15 protein-coding genes are annotated in these 20595 nt (G+C 54.5%); 7 read left to right on the top strand and 8 right to left on the bottom strand.

Annotated elements, in window-relative coordinates:
• Positions 1–2: 2 nt before the first annotated feature.
• The 3 genes from V5T82_RS11020 to V5T82_RS11030 form a co-directional block, all read right to left on the bottom strand.
• A complete protein-coding gene (locus V5T82_RS11020) occupies positions 3–1751 on the bottom strand; it encodes a tetratricopeptide repeat protein (protein ID WP_332895690.1) in 1749 nt (582 codons plus the stop codon).
• An 80-nt stretch (positions 1752–1831) separates the two neighbouring features.
• Positions 1832–3442: a lysine--tRNA ligase gene (locus V5T82_RS11025; protein WP_332895691.1), complete on the bottom strand. Its 1611-nt coding sequence runs from the start codon at positions 3440–3442 to the stop codon at positions 1832–1834.
• 60 nt (positions 3443–3502) lie between these two features.
• Complete coding sequence (locus V5T82_RS11030; protein ID WP_332895692.1) at positions 3503–6970, bottom strand: FAD-dependent oxidoreductase; 3468 nt, start codon at positions 6968–6970, stop codon at positions 3503–3505.
• 158 nt (positions 6971–7128) lie between these two features.
• Between V5T82_RS11030 and V5T82_RS11035 the strand changes: the two genes are divergently transcribed.
• The gene (locus V5T82_RS11035; RefSeq protein WP_332895693.1) at positions 7129–7569 is read left to right on the top strand and encodes a rhodanese-like domain-containing protein; all 441 of its coding nucleotides are present in this window, start codon (positions 7129–7131) and stop codon (positions 7567–7569) included.
• A gap of 24 nt (positions 7570–7593) precedes the next feature.
• On the opposite strand, the gene V5T82_RS11040 is transcribed toward V5T82_RS11035, so the two are convergent.
• Positions 7594–8112, bottom strand: a complete 519-nt coding sequence (locus tag V5T82_RS11040) for a CZB domain-containing protein (RefSeq protein WP_332895694.1) — start codon at positions 8110–8112, stop codon at positions 7594–7596.
• A gap of 43 nt (positions 8113–8155) precedes the next feature.
• A complete protein-coding gene (locus V5T82_RS11045; protein ID WP_332895695.1) occupies positions 8156–9670 on the bottom strand; it encodes a UbiD family decarboxylase in 1515 nt (504 codons plus the stop codon).
• A gap of 190 nt (positions 9671–9860) precedes the next feature.
• Between V5T82_RS11045 and V5T82_RS11050 the strand changes: the two genes are divergently transcribed.
• From V5T82_RS11050 to V5T82_RS11060, 3 genes are read left to right on the top strand one after another with little or no spacing between them, the layout of a single operon-like run.
• Complete coding sequence (locus tag V5T82_RS11050) at positions 9861–11723, top strand: HD domain-containing phosphohydrolase (RefSeq protein WP_332895696.1); 1863 nt, start codon at positions 9861–9863, stop codon at positions 11721–11723.
• 12 nt (positions 11724–11735) lie between these two features.
• Entirely contained in the window at positions 11736–12470 is a 735-nt protein-coding gene (locus V5T82_RS11055) for a hypothetical protein (protein WP_332895697.1), read from the top strand.
• A gap of 29 nt (positions 12471–12499) precedes the next feature.
• Positions 12500–12679 carry a hypothetical protein gene (locus V5T82_RS11060; RefSeq protein WP_332895698.1) on the top strand — a complete coding sequence of 60 codons (180 nt, stop codon included), beginning with the start codon at positions 12500–12502 and terminating at the stop codon, positions 12677–12679.
• Between the two features lie 10 nt (positions 12680–12689).
• On the opposite strand, the gene ubiA is transcribed toward V5T82_RS11060, so the two are convergent.
• Positions 12690–13613 carry a 4-hydroxybenzoate octaprenyltransferase gene (gene ubiA / locus V5T82_RS11065; protein WP_332895699.1) on the bottom strand — a complete coding sequence of 308 codons (924 nt, stop codon included), beginning with the start codon at positions 13611–13613 and terminating at the stop codon, positions 12690–12692.
• A gap of 56 nt (positions 13614–13669) precedes the next feature.
• Between ubiA and V5T82_RS11070 the strand changes: the two genes are divergently transcribed.
• From V5T82_RS11070 to V5T82_RS11080, 3 genes are all read left to right on the top strand, one after another.
• The gene (locus V5T82_RS11070; protein ID WP_332895700.1) at positions 13670–14410 is read left to right on the top strand and encodes a 16S rRNA (uracil(1498)-N(3))-methyltransferase; all 741 of its coding nucleotides are present in this window, start codon (positions 13670–13672) and stop codon (positions 14408–14410) included.
• Between the two features lie 3 nt (positions 14411–14413).
• Positions 14414–15769: a glutamate--cysteine ligase gene (locus tag V5T82_RS11075; protein WP_332895701.1), complete on the top strand. Its 1356-nt coding sequence runs from the start codon at positions 14414–14416 to the stop codon at positions 15767–15769.
• A gap of 110 nt (positions 15770–15879) precedes the next feature.
• Positions 15880–17097 carry an EAL domain-containing protein gene (locus V5T82_RS11080; RefSeq protein WP_332895702.1) on the top strand — a complete coding sequence of 406 codons (1218 nt, stop codon included), beginning with the start codon at positions 15880–15882 and terminating at the stop codon, positions 17095–17097.
• Between the two features lie 3 nt (positions 17098–17100).
• Here the strand turns inward: V5T82_RS11080 and V5T82_RS11085 are convergent, their stop codons facing one another.
• Entirely contained in the window at positions 17101–19482 is a 2382-nt protein-coding gene (locus V5T82_RS11085; protein ID WP_332895703.1) for a LysM peptidoglycan-binding domain-containing protein, read from the bottom strand.
• A gap of 24 nt (positions 19483–19506) precedes the next feature.
• Positions 19507–20541, bottom strand: a complete 1035-nt coding sequence (locus V5T82_RS11090) for a tetratricopeptide repeat protein (RefSeq protein WP_332895704.1) — start codon at positions 20539–20541, stop codon at positions 19507–19509.
• Positions 20542–20595: the final 54 nt, after the last annotated feature.

Raw genomic sequence — 20595 nt, forward strand, 5'->3', positions numbered from 1 at the left:
TTCTACTTAAAAGCCTTCAGCTCTTGCACCACCTGCTCCATCACGCCCGCCCAATCACCTCGCGTGGTTTGGCGGAACAGGCGCATGGTGGGATACCACGGTGTATCTTCACGCTCTTGTAGCCAGAGGTAGCTGGCATTCGCCGCGTGCAGTCCCCATACGGGTTTGCCCAGGGCTCCGGCCAAATGCCCGACGGCTGTGTCGACAGTGATGACCAAATCCAGGGCGTCAATTTGCGCGGCTGTATCGGCAAAATCGTTCAGGCCCGGCGTCACATCAAACACATTGTCCAGTTCGCTCAAGACTGAATAGCCGTCTGCACCATGGCCCATCTGCAGGTTGAACAGGCTCACGCCGTCAATCTCGGCCAGCTGGCGAAACAGATCAGGATCGCAAGAGCGTTCATTGTCTTTGATGCGCGTCGGATTGCCCGCCCACACAACGCCGACCTTCAGTCCGTCCGCTTCGCCAATACAGGGATCAGCTTCGATACCGTCCGGTACATTCAGATACGGCACGTCGGCGGGAATAGTGTCCAAGGTCAGGCCAAAAGAGTGGGGTAAACTCATCATGGCGATGTGGCAATCAAATGTGGGTAAACTGTCCCCATATGATGTGACGGAGGCGACACCGTCTAAGGTCGCGAACAAACGTTCCAACCCCGGGCGACATTCCACATGCACGGCCTGACTGCGTTTGGCGGCCCAGGGAACGAAGCGTGCCATGAGCATGGCATCCCCAAAACCTTGTTCGGCATGGATCAGCAGTGTTTGATCCCCTGCCTCATCACCGTTCCAAGCTGGTTTGCCAAAATCTCGCTTGGGCGTGGTGAACCCGGGCGCGTCCCAACGATGTTCGTATGCGGCCCAGCCGTCTTCGTACCGGCCTTGTTGCAACAGCACCAATGCGAGGTTCCAGTGAAGTTCATCGTTATCCGGATTGGCGGTTAAGGCTTGACGGATATAATCCTCAGCCTCGTCCAGGCGACCCAACTCTTTCAACGTGGCCGACAGATTGTTTAAGGCGTCTTCGTGATCCGGTGCGAAGGCTAAGCACTTTTGGTAGTGCACTTCCGCCTCTTCATACCGGCTGAGTTCACCCAATGTCAGGCCCAGGTTGTAAAGTTTGTCGACGTGATTGGGATCGAGCTTCACCGCAATCTCCAAGGCCGCCAGCGCATCGTCATAATGCTCCAGACGTTTGAACAGCGTGCCCAAATTGTACTGTGCGTCGGAATCGTTCTGGTTCAACTCCACCGCTTTTTGAAAGGCGCTTAGAGCGGCTTCATCATCGCCGAGCCCTTGTCGCGCGTTGCCCAAGTTGGTATAGGCCCCAACAAACCCGGGCTCCAACTTCACCGCGTCTTCACAGGCCTCTGCAGCTTCGTCAAATCGCCCCAAAGCATTGAGAGCACTACCTAAGTTTGAATAAACAATGGCGCTGTTGGCGTTAAGGTCCACGGCCTTTTGAAACGCGTTTGCGGCCTCTTCCAATCGTCCGGCGGCTTGCAGGCCATTGCCCAGGTTCACATACGGCACAAAAAAGTCCGGCGCCGTGTTCACCGCTTCCTGACACAACTGAATGCCCGTATCCAGCTGACCGGATTCAATAAAGATCGAACCCAGCAAGTTCAGCGCATCGGTATTTTTGGGATCGGCCCGCAACACAGCCGCGTACAAATCCGCCGCGTCCGCGACGTGGCCCGATTGGTGGAGTTGTAGGGCCTGCTGAAGTTGTTTTTGAACGCTCATGAGCACATCCCCAAAAAAAAGAACAGGCTCAGATTAACCGAGCCTGCCCTTGTTTATAAGGGGATTGTGCTAAAGACGGGTTAAGCGCTCATGTCTTCGCCCGCCAACGCTTTGGCGATCAAGTCGACGGTTTCGTTGATACCGTAGAGCGCAATGAAACTGCCCATGCGCGGCCCCTGTTCTTGGCCCAGCAGAACTTCGTAACACGCCTTGAACCAGTCGCGCAGGTTTTCAAAGCCGTGCTCTTTTCCGACCGTAAAGACTTCCGTTTGAATATCGCTGGCGGATGTATCCGCGCCCAAAGTTTCCAGCTTGGCTTTCAAAGCTTCCAAGGCCGTCCGTTCTGCGTCGTTTGGTGCACGATACTGCTTCGTCGGTTTGACAAAATCCGTGTAGTAGTTGATGGCGTAGCCCACCAGTTGATCCAAGATCGGCGAGTTTTCCGGTGTGGCGTCGGGCGCATAGCGTGTAATGAAGTGCCACAACACAGCCTTGTCGTCTGACCCACACACGCTGGCGAGGTTGAGCAAGATGTTGTAGCTCAAACCCTCAGCTTCGGGCTGAGGCGGTTGGCCGCCGTGAATGTGCCAGACCGGGTTGTTGAGCTGGTCTTTTTCTTCCTGTTCGCCAAACTTACCCAAGAACGTCAGGTATTCATCGACGTTTTTCGGAATGATGTCGAAAAACAAACGCTTCGCCGTTTTGGGCTTTTGGTACATGAACAAACTCAGGCTTTCCGGCGTGGCGTAACGCAGCCAGTCTTCCATGGAAAGCCCGTTACCCTTGGACTTGGAAATCTTTTCGCCCTTGTCGTCCAAGAACAATTCGTACGTCAGGTTCAACGGCGGTGTGCCCCCGATAGCACGACAAATGCGGCTGCCGAGTTTGACACTTTCGATCAAATCTTTGCCGGACATTTCATAGTCCACGTCCAACGCGGTCCAGCGTCCGGCCCAGTCGGCTTTCCACTGCAGTTTACAGTGGCCGCCCGTCACCGGGGTTTCGACCAACGTGTCGTCTTCGCGTCTGTAGACGATGGTGCCGTCGTCGGGTTTGGTTTCGATCACGGGCACTTGCAACACGATGCCGGTGTCGGGACACACGGGCAGGAACGGCGAATAGGTCGCGCGGCGCTCTTCGCCCAAGGTTGGCAAGATGATGTCCAAAACCTTTTCGTGATTTTGCAGAACTTGCAACAGCATCTGATCCAAACGGCCCGATTTGTATTCTTCGGTGGCCGATTTGAATTCGTAGTCAAAGCCAAAACCGTCCAAGAACGCTTGCAGACGCGCATTGTTATGATGCGCGAAGCTTTCGTGCGTTCCGAACGGATCGGGAATCGACGTCAAGGGTTTACCGATGTGCTCGCCCAGCATCTCTTGGTTCGGCAGGTTCGTCGGCACCTTGCGAAACCCGTCCATATCATCGGAATACGCAAACAGCTTGGTCGGCATATCGGTGAGCGTTTCAAAGGCTTTGCGCACCATAGTCGTGCGTGCCACCTCACCGAACGTGCCGATGTGCGGCAGGCCGGACGGGCCGTAGCCGGTTTCAAACAGCACAAAGCCCTTCTCTGGCACCTTGCCCTTCAAGTGCTTGACCAAAGCGCGCGCTTCGGCGAAGGGCCAAGCATTGGAATGCTCGGCCAATTCATGGACTTTGGAAATGGGCGTATCCGGCTGGAAAGGCATGGTTTGAAACCTAAGAAAGAGTGGAATGAGGGCGCAAATTACGACCTCGCACAGGGTACGTCAACCAGTGCTGTGGCAATGCTCAATCCAGGCCGCGGTGAGCTTTTCCGCTATGGCATTTTGCTTGAGCCTGGAATTCAAGCAGCCGAAGTCCACCAAGTCTTGGGGCTGGTCTTGGTTGAAGCAGGTGAACACCACGCTTTCCACCCCCGTTTCCGGGTCCACGTGACGTTGGAGGCACTGAGCACAAATCTCTTTCATCATGCACTGCATGGGTGCGTTGATGGACGCGATGGCGGTGTGTTTGGGCTTCATTAGGTCTTTCAACACCCCGTGGCGCGCCTCTTTCACGGCGTTCATCATGATGTCCGATCCAATGGCGACCACCCGGTCAACTTCGGACAAGGCGATGGGCGGTGTGCCCAGCGCCCCCGTCCCATAGGCCTTCATGGCTTCGACGATGTTGCCCACATAGCTGAAGTCGCCATGGCGGCCCGGTTCGATAGCGGGCTCCACGTCCGTGCACCACACGATGGTGTCGGCGGCAGCTTCGATGTTTTCCACATGGTAACGGTCGCCTGGGTTTTTATAGCCTGCGAAGTAGAGAACCTTTGAGCCCGCAGCCCGCAACGCTTGACCGATGGAAAACAGCACGGCATTGCCCAAGCCACCACCCGCGAGCAGGACGGTTTCTCCCCCCGGGGTTTCTGTCGGCGCGCCCGTTGGCCCCATCAGGACAATGGGTTCACCCACCTCTAAGTCCCGGCACAATTTTGAAGAGCCACCCATTTCCAACACGATGGTCGACACAATGCCTTGGTCTTTATCCACCCAAGCCCCCGTCAGCGCCAAACCTTCCATCGCCATGCGCGTGTCATTGACGACAGACGCCAGCGTTTCGAAGTTTTGCAACCTGAAAAACTGCCCCGGCTTGAACGCCCGCGCTCCAAAGGGCGCTTTGACGATCACTTCGACGATGTTCGGCGTTAAGCGTTTCACCTCCACCACCCGGGCGATCAGGCCTTGATCCAAATCGCGCACAAGGTCATCGAACGGCACCGAATTGGGTTGGGCTTTCGCCAAAGCGGCGTCCACAACCGGATAGCCTTGTTTGGTGCTGGCCAACGCGCGGACCACGTTCCCGGCGTAGCTGGGATGAAGATCGCCAAAGAAACTCATGGTCCGGCCCGCTGTGGCGTCCATCAACACCTGAACGTCTTGGGGCTTGTCAGACCACTCGGGGCTCACATCTATGCCTTTAGCATCCACGGCCTGGAAATACTTGCCGTCCAGGTCTGCAAAGGTTTCGTCTTCGCGCGTCAACACGGTGTTGGGTTGCGTGCCCGCCGCGATCAACACCGCGCGAGCTGGCAGTTCTGTCATCTCACCTGTGGGATGCGGCCTGCCGTCTTCACCCATCTCTTGCAAAGCGAGTTTCACGCCGCTTGCCCAGCCATGCTGGTCAACGTCAATGGCCGTTGGCGACAACAATTCCGCAAAGCGCACGCCTTGTTCCAAGGCCTTGGTGATTTCTTCGTGGTTGAGCCGATAGCTCGGCGCGTCAACCATACGCCGCCGATACGCGATGGTTGCCCCGCCCCAACGTTCCAGCAATCGCGACGGCTCCGCCGGGCGGCCATGGGCCTTGGCGCAGGCGCGCTCATAGCGTAGGGCCCGGCCATGTTCCATGTATTCATCGGCGATGGCTTCGTCTTCGTCCGACCAGCGCGCGCGCAATTTGTCGCGGCCCAATTCAGCGGCTAAAACATCGTAGCGTTCCACAAAACGTTCAACCTGTTCGACGTAGTACGCCAAGGCTTCTGTTGCCGTGTCAATGGCGGTCAAGCCGCCACCGATCACCACCACGGGCATGCGCAATTGTAAGTTCGCCAAACTGTCGTGCTTTGCCGCGCCTGTGAGCTGCAGCGCCATCAAAAAATCCGAAGCCTGACGCACGCCACGCGCCAAGTTGTTTTTGATATCCAATACCGTCGGCTTACCCGCGCCCATGCACAACGCGATGTGATCGAAGCCCATGGCATAAGCCTGATCTTTGGTGATTTGCGCACCAAAGCGCACACCGCCATACATGCGAAACTGTTTGCGCCGCTCCAACAACAGCCTGACGACTTTCAGGAAGTTTTTGTCCCACCGCACGGTAATGCCGTATTCCGCAACACCGCCAAATCCCGCCATGGCACGGGTGTCTAAGTCTTCGCGGATGTCGTCAATGGTGTGCACGGGTTGGAAGGGATAGCGTTCCCCGAGAAGATCAACGCCGCTGAGCCCCGGGTCCAAGGGTTCGATCTTCGCCCCGTCAATGGCAACAACGCTGTGGCCTTCGTTCATTAGCTGGTGGCTCAAATTTGCGCCTGCCGGACCCGTGCCCACGACCAAGACTTTGTAGCCCGTCTCAGCGCGCGGCAGTGGGCGGCGGATGTCGAGCGGGTTCCAACGTGTGAGCAAGCTGTAGATTTCAAAGCCCCAGGGCAGGCTCAAAACGTCTTTGAGCACACGGGTTTCGACTTCAGGGATATTGACTGGTTCTTGTTTTTGATAGATGCACGCCTTCATGCAGTCGTTGCAAATGCGGTGCCCGGTCAGCGCACACAACGGATTGTCCACCGCCACCATGGCCAAGGCGGCAATGGCGTGGCCTTGGATCAAGACCGTGTGCATTTCCGATATTTTTTCTTCCAGCGGGCAACCGGCCAGCTCAACGCCCAAGGGGTTCTTGGCAAATTCGCCCGTCTTTTTGTCGTGCAAGCCTTTGGAGCACGAATCCTTGTCCCGCTCATGACACAGCACACAATAATGTGCTTCGTCCAACGCACCGACCAAATCACAACCTGGGTCGATGAGCTTAAAGCCATCGCGCGACACGTGGCGTTTTAAGGGAAGCTCCAAGGCTTCGACCGCGCCAACCTTTGCCTTTTGGGTGTGCACCAAGTCGTCATAGTCGAGTTTTTCAGGCTGACGGAACAAGATGTCCGTCTTGTGCTTCAACTGCCCCGCTTCGCTCAACGTGGCCCACAGGGCGTAGTCTTGCGCCAGCTGAAGCGCATTGTTGTGGGTGTCAGCATCGTCCAGCCACGCCATGACCGCCGTAGAAAAAGAAATTTGCGTCAGCGTTTCGCCAAGCTGCTCTTCAAGGCGCTGGCATAAAGCTTCACCATCTAAAGTTTCCGCGTCTTCGGATTTTTTGCCTTTCAGGGCGCGGCGCTGCACAAACAGGCGTTTGCAGGCATAGAGCGGCTCCAACGCCACATGTTGGCCGCTCAACGCGCCCAGTTCGTCTTGCACGGCGAACAGTTCGGCGACGAAGGCATCAACGACGGGGGACAGCTCAACCAACAAATCGGCTTCGGCTTCCAATTCGTCTGGAGCTTCGCGGCCTGCCGTCAGCCGTGTTTTTAGATCACCGTCGTGCTCGCCCAGAAAATCCATGAATGCACGATCCACCGCAGCCAAACCACTTGGATCATAAAGGTCTTCGAAATTCAGATGATAAGCCAGTTTCAGCGCCATGTGGTGTCCTTATGTTGGATCTCTATTGGCAAACGAACTTGGAACGCGTAAGTTGAACCTGCTTTTGTTCAGGGGGGAATAAAGTCAGGCCTAGTCCTAACTATATCGTGTGCAGAGCAAAGCGATAAGACCTAACTGCACAGACCCTGGAACTCAACATGTCAGCATCCAACGACAACCGATATGCGGGCGATATCTTGCCCAACGACGCCTGGACTCGCCTTGCGGACGAAGACAACTGCGTGCTCATCGACGTGCGCACCCCTGAAGAATGGACCTATGTGGGCGTTCCCGATATTTCCGGGCTCGGCAAAGAAGTCTACTTCGTACCCTGGCTGTTTTTCCCCAAAAACAACGTAAACCCGAATTTTGTGCACCAAGTTTTGGAAACCGTGAAGCCGCTGAACGAAGAGACAACGGTCTTGTTCATCTGCCGCTCGGGCATACGCTCGGCCTTTGCGGCCCAGGCGCTATGCGACATGGGCTATCCCAATTGCTACAACGTCGCCCACGGGTTTGAGGGTGACCACAACGAATACAAACACCGCGGCCGCGACAACGGCTGGAAGGTGGACGGCTTGCCCTGGGTGCAGGGTTAAGGCCAAGGGGCTAAAACCAACCGTCTATCCGTTTGAGGCATTGCGAATTGCGTTCAGCAATCGTGTGATGTCGTCGCAGTGGCCTTCATACAGACAGCTCTCACACGGAAGCTTGCTTAAGGCCGTGTAGGCAAGCTCGGTCGCGTGGGCTGAGATATGCCCTTCGGCCAACTTAAAGGCTTTTTTGCATTCATCGGAAATCTCGACCTCTGCCTCTTGCGAAGCCGTCAAGCGCACAATGCGTTCCGACAACAGCTTCAGCGCAACGACCAAGTCTTCAAACTCATCGTCACTGCCCGAGTGGCCCGTATCTTCGAGAGAGCACGCAACGGCGGCATGGAACTTGGCATGGACTTGCCGGGCGGCGTCGAACTCCGCCAAATCGCCGAATTGCTCTTGGCCGGGTCCATAAAACCACTTGCCGATTTCACAGAGATTATCACGGCGGATTTTCTCAATATCGAAACCGGGTTTGTCTTTGTCTTCCGCCAACTGCGAGCGCCATTTCAGGTGCGCGTTGACGAAGTCTTGAAAGTTGATCATGACCTCCCCTTCGGCCCCTCCCCGGGCCAAGCCTCATTTCAAGTCACTTCCAGATGGGCTTCCCTGTGCCGGGTAAACCCAACTCGTCCCACATGTTCGTGACCTTTTCGACCACGTTTTGATCCATGCGGATTTTTTCACCCCACTCACGTTTGGTCTCATTGCCAATTTTTGTGGTGGCGTCGATACCCATTTTAGACCCCAAACCGCTGTCGGGCGAAGCGAAATCCAAATAATCGATGGGGGTGTTTTCCACCATCACCACATCGCGCGCCGGATCGACATTGGTCGACAGTGCCCACATCACGTCATTCCAATCGCGGGCATCGATGTCTTCGTCCACGATAATGACGAACTTGGTGTAGGTGAATTGACGCAGGTACGACCACACACCCATCATGATCCGCTTGGCGTGGCCGGGATAAGCTTTTTTCATGCTGACCACAGCAACGCGGTAAGAGCACGCTTCGGGTGGCAGCCAGAAATCACGCACTTCCGGGAATTGTTGGGTGAACAGCGGAACAAAAACGTCGTTTAATGCTTCGCCCAGAACGCTCGGCTCGTCGGGCGGGCGTCCGGTGTAGGTACTGAGATATATCGGTTTTGCGCGCATGGTGATGGCCGAAACCGTGAAGACCGGGAAGGGTTCAACATTGTTGTAGTACCCGGTGTGATCACCATACGGGCCTTCGTCACCGACTTCGGTCATGCTGACGTGGCCTTCAAGAATAATTTCTGCCGTCGCCGGAACTTGCAAAGGCACGGTTTTACAGTCCACCAGCTGGACCTTCTCACCGCGCAGCAAACCGGCAAACTGATATTCCGACAATGTGTCGGGCACAGGCGTCACAGCCGCCAAAATGGTGCCGGGATCGGCCCCGATGACCACCGCAAGAGGCATGGGATCGTCACATTGTTCTTTCCAACGCAGAAAATGCTGGGCCCCACCGCGATGATGCAACCAGCGCATCAATGTGGTGTTTTTGCCCGTCACCTGCATGCGGTAAATCCCCAGATTAGCCACATCGCGTTTATCGCCTTTGGGGTCCGGGCCTTCGGTAATGACCAAGGGCCACGTGATCAACGGTGCCGGTTCGCCCGGCCAACAGCCCTGGATCGGCAGTTTTGCCAAATCCACATCGTCACCCGTCAACACCACCTCTTGGCAAGGCGCCGAGCGCACGGTTTTGGGCTTCATGGACATAACAGTTTTTAAGATCGGCGCCATTTCCAGCGCTTCTCTCCAACCGCCCGGGGGCTCAGGCTGGCGCAAAAAGGCCAGGGTTTCCCCGACACTTTTCAAGTCTTCAGGCTTGCGCCCCATGCCACGGGCAACCCGTTCGACAGTGCCGAACAAATTCACCAAAACTGGCGAATCGTAAGGCGTTCCGTCTTCTTTAACGGGATTTTCAAACAAAACCGCCGGGCCGCCTTCGGCCATCAAACGGGTTTGAATTTCCGTCATTTCCAGATGCGGCGAAACGGGTTGGGACACGCGCACCAAGTCGCCAGCGCGTTCCAACTCCTCCATAAAATCTCTGAGCGATGAATAGGCCATATGCCTAAGATCACGACTTTGAAGCGTTGATCAACCCCAAATTTCACAATCCAAATATGCGAGACCCTAATCCATTTATATGATTATGTGAAAAGCACCGTTTGCTAATGCACAAAATAATGCTTTAATCTATTGAAATAATTCAAAAGCACCTCAAGGGCTTCCCGTAGGGCAGCGGGCAGAGAGGTATATGGCGCCGAACGAAACCACTGTGAACACCTACTCATCCGACGACGAAGCTGTCGAAGGTGTTGACTACGCACGCCTGATCGAGATCGGCATCTCGTTGTCGGCGGAGCGGAACCACCAGCGTTTGTTGGAAACCATCTTGCTGGAAGCCAAAAACATGTGCAACGCGGACGGCGGAACGCTGTACCTGTGTGGCAACATGGTCGAACGTGAAGGTGAGCCGGAGCCGGTCTTCGAGCCCGAAGCCGATGGCCGCTTCATGAAGTTCGAGATTATGCGCACCGATAGCTTAGGCATTGCCAAGGGCGGCACCACGGGCGAAGACATCCCGTTCCCGCCGATTTCGGTCTATAACCCCGAAACGGGCGAACCCAATCATCAAAACGTGGCGTCCCACGTGGCTGTTTCGGGTGAAACCGTCAACATTGCCGATGTCTACGAAGCAACCGCGTTTGATTTTACGGGCCCACGCAAATTCGACGAAAGCACCGGATATCGATCCAAATCGTTCTTAAACGTTCCGCTAAAAAACCACTCGGGTGAGATCATTGGTGTGCTGCAGCTGTTGAACGCGCAAAACCGCAACGGCGAATCCATTCCATTTTCCGACCGAATCGTGCCCATGATCGAAGCCTTGTCGTCCCAAGCTGCCGTCGCCGTGGACAACCAAATGCTGGTCCAGGCCCAAGCGCGTCTGATGGACAGCTTCATCAAGCTGATTGCCGGCGCCATTGACGCCAAGTCGCCCTACACGGGCGGACACTGCGCGCGCGTGCCGGAACTGGCCCAAATGCTTGCTGGCGCCGCCGTGGATGCCGACTGGGGCGAATTCAAAGAATTCCACCTCAACGAAGAAGGCTATCGCGAACTACATCTGGCCAGCTGGCTGCACGATTGCGGCAAAGTGGTAACACCCGAATACGTGGTCGATAAAGCCACCAAACTGGAAACCATCCATGACCGCATCCACGAGGTACGGATGCGTTTTGAAGTCAAAAAGCGCGAGCTGGAAACCGAAACCTGGAAAGCCATCGCCGACGGTGGCGAGCGCGAAGCTTTGCTGGCCCAGCTAGATGAACAGCTTGCCAAGATCGACGACGATTTTGCTTTTGTCGCCGAATGCAACGTTGGTGGCGAGTTCATGGCGGATGAAAAAGTCGAACGCCTGAAAGAGATCGCAGAGGGCACATGGACGCGCACCATGGACGATCGCATCGGCATTTCACACGAAGAGCTGCGCCGCAAGGAGGTCGAAATGCCGACGGATCTTCCGACCGTGGAAAAATTACTCCAGGACAAAAAAGAACACATCTTCGAACGCGACGGCACATTCGAAGCGCCCAATGCCGAACACTTCGGTTTCGACATGCAAATTCCTGACAAACTGTTCAACCGGGGCGAAGTCTACAATCTGTCCATCGCACGCGGCACATTGACGGCAGAAGATCGCTACATCATTCAAAACCACATTGTGCAGACCATCGTGATGTTGGGACAATTGCCGTTCCCCAAACACTTGCGCCAAATCCCCGAATACGCCGGCGCGCACCACGAAACCCTGATCGGCACGGGCTATCCGCGCAAGCTCAACAAGGAAGACATGTCTATTCCTGCACGCATCATGGCTTTGGCCGATGTGTTCGAGGCGTTGACCGCTGCCGACCGTCCCTACAAGAAACCCAAAACCCTCAGCGAAAGCGTCAAAATCTTGTCGTTTATGGTCAAAGACCAACACATCGATCCGAACCTGTTCCGTTTGTTGTTGGAAAGCGGCATCTACAAAGAATATGCCGAACGCTTCTTGAAGCCCGAGCAAATGGACGAGGTCGACTTGTCGCAATATCTCGACAACGCTGCCGAATAGACATCGCTTTTTATGACCTCCCCCATCGAACACGCCCGCGCCTATCCCTTTTCCATTCCAGAGCATTCCTATGTGCTGGATAATGACGGTTGGCGTGCCCTTCAGGGCGATTTCGACACACATGGCCGCCATGCCGTTATCGCGTCGGGATCCAATGCATCGCCCGAACGCTTGCAAGCCAAGTTTGAAACCTTGAAAGATCCGATTTTCGTCACACAAGCAGTGTTGAAAGATTTCGACGCGGTCTATAGCGCGCATATCACCACATATGGTTCAATCCCAGCCACCTTGGCCCACGCGCCGGGCGTGGAAGCAGATATATTCGTCACATGGCTCACCGATGATCAATTGGAGCGCATGCATGAGACTGAAGCCTTAGGCCAAAACTATGTTTTTGTGCGCCTCAATGGCATTGAGCTACGATTGGACGACGGCCAGGTTTTAGACACCGCGCAGGCCTATCTATCCACTTGGGGGTGTTTGAACCGGGGCGAAAAACCCATTGCCTTAGCGGACTTAAGCGTCAAAAACCGCATCTGGTCCGCAATGAGCCAGGCCGAAGTCTTGGACTATGCGCAGAGTCTGTTTAAGTCCTCACAAAATCGTGATGACTTCATCCAAAAACATATTGATTGCGAAGTGACCCGCAAAGGGCGTATTGTACGACTATCCATAAGCGCTTTGGACTATGGCTGGCCTGAAGAAAACTGCGAACACATCGCACCAGCTCCGGAACCGAACGCCTGACACACGCCTTTTTGTGAAAGACAAGTTTCTTGAACACAACGTCGTCGACCGAAACCGCCAGTGCTGAGACCGACGAAAACACGGAGCTTCCGTGCTATTGCTTTGTTGTGGGCAAACCTACTGACACAAAAGACTGCAAGATGACGAGCCGCTGCGGCAACGCCAGCGATGCTGTGTCTGATTTGATCGATACGCACCGTACCAAGTAACGATCCAGGTCTAGGCCGACAATTGGCCGACAATCACCGCCAAAAACACCAACAATCCAAAATCCCGGTTGGACTTGAACCGCGCCAAACAATTTTTCGGCGCGTCAATGTCTAGGGTCGTGACTTGCCATGCTAAGTGCACGGCGGCGGGTAACAAGGCTGGAAAGAACCAAACACTCAAACCGGCAAGCCAACCGGCAAGTGCTACCAAAGTCAGGGCGCCACCGTAGAAGAACACCAACCACCCCTTGGTCGCACCGCCCAGTTTCAGGGCTGTCGATTTGATGCCGACCAAGATATCGTCTTCTTTGTCTTGGTGGGCATAGATGGTGTCATAGCCGAGCGTCCAAAAAATCCCGGCGGCGTACAGAACCCCCGGTGCAGCGCTCAGCTCACCCTTCACTGCGGCCCAACCCAACAGAGCCCCCCAGTTAAACGACAGACCCAAAAAAATCTGCGGCCAATAGGTGAAGCGTTTCATATAGGGGTAAATCACCACCGTCACCAACGACAACACGCCAACGGCGATGGCAAACAGGTTGAACTGCAGCAAGATTGCCAAGCCCAACAGGCACAAAAAAACCAAAAAACCTATGGCTTGTTTGATGCTGACATCGCCCGCCGGAATCGGGCGGGTGGCGGTGCGTGCCACTTGGCCGTCATAATCGCGGTCTGCGATGTCGTTCATCACGCATCCGGCACCGCGCATGATCAAGGCCCCCAACGCGAACAGAGCCAACACGATTGGGTTGGGCCACGTGCCTTCTGAGGCCAGAGCGATAGACCACCAACACGGCAACAGCAACAGCCACGCCCCATAGGGACGGTCCAGTCGCATTAAATACATATAGGGCTTAAGCGCCCTGGGGGTTACGCGCGCAATCCAGCTTTCGGTGCGAATATCGCTGGCGAGCGGCTGAGCTTGATCGGTCATGGCAATAGTTGTACGTCAAGGCTGTACCCAAAAGCAAACTTGCTTATGATCGAGCTATGACTTCAACCAAGACCATCACGCGCCTTTACTGCGAAGGCCACTTGAAAGCTGCTGAAACTGTCGTTTTAAGCGCTGGGGCTACACACAAGCTGCGCGCCGTTTTACGCGCCCAAATTGGTGACGAGCTCTTGCTGTTCAACACCCAAAACGGTGAATGGCGGGCGGAACTGGTGTCTCTAGGCAAAAACAAAGCCGAAGCTGTTTGCCGCGAACAAACCCGCATGCCCCAGCAAGAACCCGGACCGTGGTTGGCATTTGCCCCGCTGAAAAAGGACCGACTGGACCAAATCGTAGAAAAAGCCGTGGAGTTGGGCGCCGAACGCCTGATCCCCGTGATCACCGCGCGCACCGAAAACCGACGGCTGAGGATGGAACGCTTGAACCAACAAATCGTGGATGCGGCTGAACAATGCGAACGTCTGTCTGTCCCCGCCCTTTCCGATCCCGTCCTCTTGTCAAAGCTGGGCGACGTCTGGCCCCAAGACCGCACCCTATTGGTTGCGGCCGAACGTCAAGACGCTCCCCCCTTAGCCCAAGCTGTCCAAAACGCAGACCAGCCCCTTGGCATTATCATTGGACCCGAAGGCGGTTTTGAGCCACAAGAGCTTGACGGGCTTTTAAATTTGCCCATCTCTGTCCCAATCAATTTGGGCCCGCGTATACTGAGAGCCGAAACAGCAGCTATCTCCGCCTTAGGCATTATTCAAGCCATTTCAGGCGACTGGCAGAAAGATTAAATCATGAGCGATAAGAACACCCCGATCACCGATAAACGTCAACTGGTGGAATACTTCGAAAGCGGCTGCAAACCCCGCGATCAATGGCTGATCGGCACCGAACACGAAAAGTTCGCCTATCGCTTGGACGATTTGCGCCCGTTGGACTACGAAGGCCCGCAAGGCATCAAGCTTCTGTTGGAAAAGCTCCAGCGCTTCGGCTGGGATCCCGTCACAGAAGACGGCAACATGATCGCGTTAAAACAAACGGACGGCTCGTCCGTGACGTTGGAACCTGCGGGGCAGGTGGAACTGTCCGGCGCGCCGCTCGACACCATCCACGACACCTGCAAAGAAGTCGGCACACACCTGCAACAGGTCAAAGCGATTGCTGCCGAAATGGGCATCGCGTTTTTAGGCATTGGCTATCAGCCCAAATGGCCGCGCGACACCATGCCGTGGATGCCTAAAAACCGCTACGCCATCATGCAGGACTACATGCCGAAAAAAGGCTCGCTAGGCCTGGATATGATGCAGTCCACGTGCACCGTGCAGGTGAACTTGGATTTCGACAGCGAAGCCACCATGGTCAAAATGTTCCGCCTATCTTTGGCGCTGCAACCGATTGCTACGGCCTTGTTCGCGAACTCACCGTTCAAAGAGGGTGTGCCCAGCGGGTATTTGAGCTATCGCAGCCACATCTGGACCGACACCGACCCCGACCGCACCGGCAGCTTGCCGTTTGTGTTCGAAGACGGCTTCGGGTTTGAACGCTATGCCGATTACATGCTCGACGTGCCCATGTACTTTGTCTATCGCGACGGCAAATACATTGATGCCTCCGGCCAATCGTTCCGCGACTTCCTCGCCGGAAAGCTCCCGGCACTTCCTGGCGAATATCCCACCGAAAAAGATTGGGAAGACCACCTGACCACGGCATTCCCCGAAGTGCGTTTGAAAAAGTACATGGAGATGCGCGGTGCGGACGGCGGCCCATGGAGCCGTATTTGCGCCCTGCCCGCCCTTTGGGTGGGCTTGCTCTACGACCAAGACGCTATGGATCACGCCTGGTCCATCGTCAAAGAATGGTCGGCCGAGGAAATCGCCCAGCTGCGCGAAGACGTCCCGCGCTTAGCTCTCAACACCCCGTTCCGCGACACCAATGTCGGCGACATTGCCATGGACGTGTTGGAGTGCGCCCACGAAGGCCTGGTGCGCCGCGAACGCTTGGACGGTGTGGGCTTGGACGAAAGCCGCTTCTTAAAACCCTTGTTCCAAATCGCCGAGGGCGGCCTGACCCCTGCCGAAGATTTGCTGTTCGCCTACGAACGGCGCTGGAAAGGCGTGGTTGATCCGGTATTTAAAGAATACGCCTATTGATTGAGCCTAATTTTACATATGCATAATCTTTATTGCCCGGGCGTTTCGGGATGTGTACGATTCTGAGAAGAGGGGTCGAAAACTGAAGGCTATGGGGGGCTTCCCTAATCATGAGCGACGGCAAGATTGCCCTTGCTGAAATTGAACAGGCTCTGCACAACGGCGAGTTTTGTTTTCATTTCCAGCCCAAAATTTCCTTTCAAAGCGGTGCTATCATCGGCGGGGAAGCGCTTTTGCGTTGGCAAAAAGAAGACGGCCAACTGATCCCGCCCGGCCTGTTTTTACCCCAAGCCGAAGAAAGCGGTTTTATCACCGACATCACCGCCGTCATGGTGACCGAACTGGTCCAAGACATTGCACGCTTGCGCGTGACCAAGCCTGACATTCAAATCGCGTACAACGTCTCTGCCCAAGATTTGCACTCCCCGTATCTGGTGAAAATGCTGCGAAGCTTCATCGGCAACCAAGTCATAAACCCCGGCAACATCCAAATCGAAATCACGGAAACCGCCGTGGTTGACCAGTCGTCGCGCATCCACAACACCCTGTTGGATTTGGTGGCACTGGGCATTGAGATTGTGATGGACGATTTCGGCACCGGGTATTCGTCCTTGGATTTGCTGAGCCAGTTGCCGTTCTCTGCACTTAAACTCGATCAAGGCGTTGTCGGACGCATGACCGAAGACGCCAAGAACACCCACATTGTGCGCTCCAGCCTGTTGATGGCGCGCGAAATGTCCATCAAGACCATTGCCGAAGGTGTCGAAACCGAAGGTGTGTATACCTTCTTGCTGGCTTCGGGCTGTGTCGAGGCCCAAGGTTTTTGGATGAGCCGACCACTGCCCATCGAAGCCTTTATGCAAATCTTAAAAGACCAGCCCAAGTGGCCGTCTTCCCAAATGGGTTTTTTGTACAACGCTTGGGTCAACCACTTGTCCTATCGGCGCAAAGTGTTGGACACGGTCTATACCATGACCATGACGAAACCCGACGAGTGGGCCAAACTGCCTTTGCTGGATTTACGCCACAACCCGGCGTACTGCCGTTTGGGTCAATGGTCCAGGGATGTGAAACGATCGGGCTCGACCAACACGGTGTACGAAAAACTCGAACAGCTTCACCGCGACATGCACGCGGCGGGCGACACCTTGATCAAAACCGTGCAGGCCCAGCCGGGCAACAATGCCGTGATCAAAGCCACGGACGATTTTTTACGCCTGTCGGAACTGGTGGACAAAGAAGTGACGTCCATCGTCTCCATCTCCTTTGCAGACGGCCTGCATGCGCGCAATCCCGAAGACCTGATCGATAAGTTGGAAGGGGCGTAGCCCTTAATCGCTTTCTGCACGGATTAAGCCGACTTCACGCCACCAACGCACACACTGTCCGATCCAGCGACACAGCGGCACTCCCAAATTCATCAACGCTCTGCCACGAACCGTCCCGATGGAGTTGAGCCCTTCGCGTCCCGCCATCTCTTCAGCCCAGGCTTTGGCAAAGCCGTGATAAATGATCAGTGTCAAAAAATCGGACCGGCGCATGACCTTCACCAAGGGTTTTGCCCAGAAATGATAACCCACGATCACATCCGGATCGTGGAACGCCAACCGCACGCCGAACCGACTGTCGGCATTATAGATAGCATCGGATAACAGCCCCCGGCGGTGAAGCTCGGTGCAGATGACCGTGCCGCCAGCATCACCGGCACCATTTCCCTTTTCATCCAGAGAATAAGTGCCATCCTTGTTCGTTGCTCTATTGGTCTGGTTTGGGTTTGCCTTCTGATTCCCCACACCCACAAGATTTCCGCGGCCATCAAATTTACCATTACCTGTCGTACTGGCGTTTTGTGCACGCGCCTGCCCACGTGCGTTTGCGCGGGCGCCGTCAATCGCCATGTGATCTTCCGTGTTACCCCAGGTTTTTTCTTCGTTTGCCGAAACCTTGCGCCCACCCCTATTGATAACGTTGCCGCCTTCGTCATGAATATAACCATTCATGTCCAATGTACGTTGTTGCGATTTGGAGAATTGCGTAATGATCATCTCACGTTCTTGCTGCTCCGCAACAGTGCCTGCTTTGCCCGGCTTTGTGTCTGGATAGCCGTAAACATATTGCTCTTCCCCTCTGCCAAAGACGATTTCATTGAGCGGTTCTGCCTTAAGGGTTGCCACTTCCCGCACACCATTCAACGCAGGTAGCCCTGCGCCAACCGCAGAAGCTCCAGTTCGTGCTTTCCCCCCAGAGGAACGCGCAGCGGCGTCGGCTTTCATCAAGTCGTCCTGTTTTCTGGAAAGCCCCGTTTCCTTTTGCTCGTGCGCCCAAGACTCCATTGGACTTGGCACCTTCGATGGTGTGTTGGAAACATTTGGCGCAGATTTTTTCGCGGCCGTTGCGTTGTCGTTGACCTTGACTGATGCAAACGGCTTTCCTGCCCCAAGGTTGCGGGAGAACTTGTTCACCTCTTTCATATAACGGTTGGCCGCTTGCATTGGGTCTTCCCCCATTTTCATTTTCAAGCTGGGGCCAAAGGTGGATTTCTTTGATTTTTGCGGTTTCGCAGGCTTGGTCTGCGGGGCCTTTACCTCAGCGCGAAAGCTGTCGAGGTAAGCATTAATGCTGGCCTGGCTGTAAAGATTGTCGACTTCCGTATATTCTTGAGACGGATAGCCCGCATCCACGGCCTTATCCAATAGACCATGCGAACGCGATGACGGCGTGGAAGACGCCGGGGCTTTGTCGGGCGTGTCGTACACCTTCAACGATTGTCCCGCCTGAACATAGTTGGGGTTTGAGACGGTATCTTTGTTGAGTGCAAAGACTTCCTGCCAAGACATGCCGTGGCGTTCGGCAAAACCGATGAGGTGTTTGTCTTCGCGGGTGATGACGTCGGTTTTGTAGCTGGGAGGTGCAGCAGGGGTGCCGACTGGTGCAAAGGTCGTCGGGGCCGGTGGATTGATCGAAATACCGGGGACAGGTCCACCGCTGGATTTTTGAGACCCTTTGGCGTTCAAATCAAACTCAGCGGCCCAAGTGCGGTCTTTTTCGACTTCTTCTGTCGTTCTGAGTAAGTCCACCAGAGGCGTTGAGCTTTTCAGCCCCCTCCATGTTCCATGTCTGTAGTCTTTCCGCTGTTGGGATGTTGGATAAGAAGGACCTTCTTCCAGAGCAGAATACAAGTCTTCAATATCAACCTCAGAAAACTCACTGTAATAATTCTCAACACTTGGCAATTGAGAATTTACAGCGTGTACCCCACCAACAACCCCCAGAACAGGTTGTCCGGTCGAAAGCATTTGATTTTGAGCTGCCAAACCAGCATCAACAACTTCTGGGGCCATATCCTGAAATTCCAAAGAACTGCGAAGTTGGCCTGAAGAAATCTGTGTTGCCGCCATACCTTGTTGAAGGCTTGATGCGAGCTCAAAAGGTCTGTCTGGGCTCGGCGTGTTGTCAATTACACTGTTCATCAACGCCTTCGTTTCACGGTTATCTTTAAAACGTGAAGATAAGGCGAAAAAATGATTTCGTTCGTCCAGATTCAGTTTTGTTTGTTGAATGTCAGCTATTCCCGGGTAGCCATTAAGTTCTGTTTTCCCTATGGCCTTCACGACCCCTTCTTCTGCCGTTTCCAAAAGATTGTCTTTCTGTCTTGATTTTAGGATATTATTCACAATACCAGTCAAGCCTTTTTTTGCTGAGTTTCCAGCCATATCATCACCTATTATTTCGAGTTGTTAGGAATAGTGTTTTTTAAGTCGCGTCAGTCTGCATTGAAGATATGCAGGGAATTCGATCACTTGATTGAACGACCACAGTGTATATGCAACAGCACATTCCCTGTGATCATCGAGTGTGTGTTTCAAGCAAACCGAATTGAAATCATTGTTGTTGATGCAGACTGCGGCTGCTTGCCCAGCATACGTCGCAGGATTTCGAAACCACGTACTAAACAAGTCGTATGCAACCCTAAACTGGGCTTTTTGCTCTTCTTGCGTCAGGTGATATTCAATGATGCGAATTGTTCGATCATCAACGGCCTCACCCAAAAACGCTGCCATATAACGATACTGCTGCGCCAATCGATAGTTTTTCTCTGTCCCCATACCCCAGGCAAACGCGATGGACAAAGCAAGGTATCCCCGAGGATTCCCTCCGCCTCGCACTCGCATCAAATCATGAATTCGATATTCTGAAGGCTGTAAAGCCCAGCTCTTTGATGAGTAATAATTGGCAGCATAAAAGTCCCGATTTTCGCCCGTTGCCTTTCGATACCACTCTAAGGCCACATTTGTCTCACGCTTCAAACGCGCCCACTCTCCAAGTTCGTTTTGGGCATACGGATGGCCGTTCTCCGCGGCAATGCGCATGCTGCGTTTCCAATCATCAATTTTTATGATGCTTGGGTCATCCGTGTAAAAATCGACGGAGTCTGGATCGTTTGTCAAAGCCAGCATCAAATGTGCAAATGCATCATTTTGGGACAGCGCTTTCTCCATCCAGGATTTCGCCTGCACCTCATCTACAGGCACACCCCATTCACCCTCAGCCAACACATACGCCAAAAACCCCTGCGCCTGGGCGTTGCCGCTTTCGGCCAGTTGCACCAGCAGTTCATAAGCCTTGTCGAACTCCCCCGCATTCGCCGCGCGTTCCACGTCTGCCTTGGTCACAGGCACATCGCCAGCCCAAGCCGCAGACCCGGCAAGGGGAGCCGTGAACAAAACCAAGCCCACGGCCATCGTTTTCAAAATTGTCTTCAACTGAACCATTTGGCAAAAGCCCTTGTGATACAAAACGCCATCGTCGCAAGAAAAATAACATGG

This window comes from Magnetovibrio sp. PR-2, from assembly GCF_036689815.1.
Lineage (GTDB): Bacteria > Pseudomonadota > Alphaproteobacteria > Rhodospirillales > Magnetovibrionaceae > Magnetovibrio.

Bases quoted from the DNA above. Each gene is read 5' to 3' on its own strand.
- V5T82_RS11020 (WP_332895690.1), bottom strand. From the start codon at position 1,751: ATGAGCGTTCAAAAACAACTTCAGCAGGCCCTACAACTCCACCAATCG.
- V5T82_RS11025 (WP_332895691.1), bottom strand. From the start codon at position 3,442: ATGCCTTTCCAGCCGGATACGCCCATTTCCAAAGTCCATGAATTGGCC.
- V5T82_RS11030 (WP_332895692.1), bottom strand. From the start codon at position 6,970: ATGGCGCTGAAACTGGCTTATCATCTGAATTTCGAAGACCTTTATGAT.
- V5T82_RS11035 (WP_332895693.1), top strand. From the start codon at position 7,129: ATGTCAGCATCCAACGACAACCGATATGCGGGCGATATCTTGCCCAAC.
- V5T82_RS11040 (WP_332895694.1), bottom strand. From the start codon at position 8,112: ATGATCAACTTTCAAGACTTCGTCAACGCGCACCTGAAATGGCGCTCG.
- V5T82_RS11045 (WP_332895695.1), bottom strand. From the start codon at position 9,670: ATGGCCTATTCATCGCTCAGAGATTTTATGGAGGAGTTGGAACGCGCT.
- V5T82_RS11050 (WP_332895696.1), top strand. From the start codon at position 9,861: ATGGCGCCGAACGAAACCACTGTGAACACCTACTCATCCGACGACGAA.
- V5T82_RS11055 (WP_332895697.1), top strand. From the start codon at position 11,736: ATGACCTCCCCCATCGAACACGCCCGCGCCTATCCCTTTTCCATTCCA.
- ubiA (WP_332895699.1), bottom strand. From the start codon at position 13,613: ATGACCGATCAAGCTCAGCCGCTCGCCAGCGATATTCGCACCGAAAGC.
- V5T82_RS11070 (WP_332895700.1), top strand. From the start codon at position 13,670: ATGACTTCAACCAAGACCATCACGCGCCTTTACTGCGAAGGCCACTTG.
- V5T82_RS11075 (WP_332895701.1), top strand. From the start codon at position 14,414: ATGAGCGATAAGAACACCCCGATCACCGATAAACGTCAACTGGTGGAA.
- V5T82_RS11080 (WP_332895702.1), top strand. From the start codon at position 15,880: ATGAGCGACGGCAAGATTGCCCTTGCTGAAATTGAACAGGCTCTGCAC.
- V5T82_RS11085 (WP_332895703.1), bottom strand. From the start codon at position 19,482: ATGGCTGGAAACTCAGCAAAAAAAGGCTTGACTGGTATTGTGAATAAT.
- V5T82_RS11090 (WP_332895704.1), bottom strand. From the start codon at position 20,541: ATGGTTCAGTTGAAGACAATTTTGAAAACGATGGCCGTGGGCTTGGTT.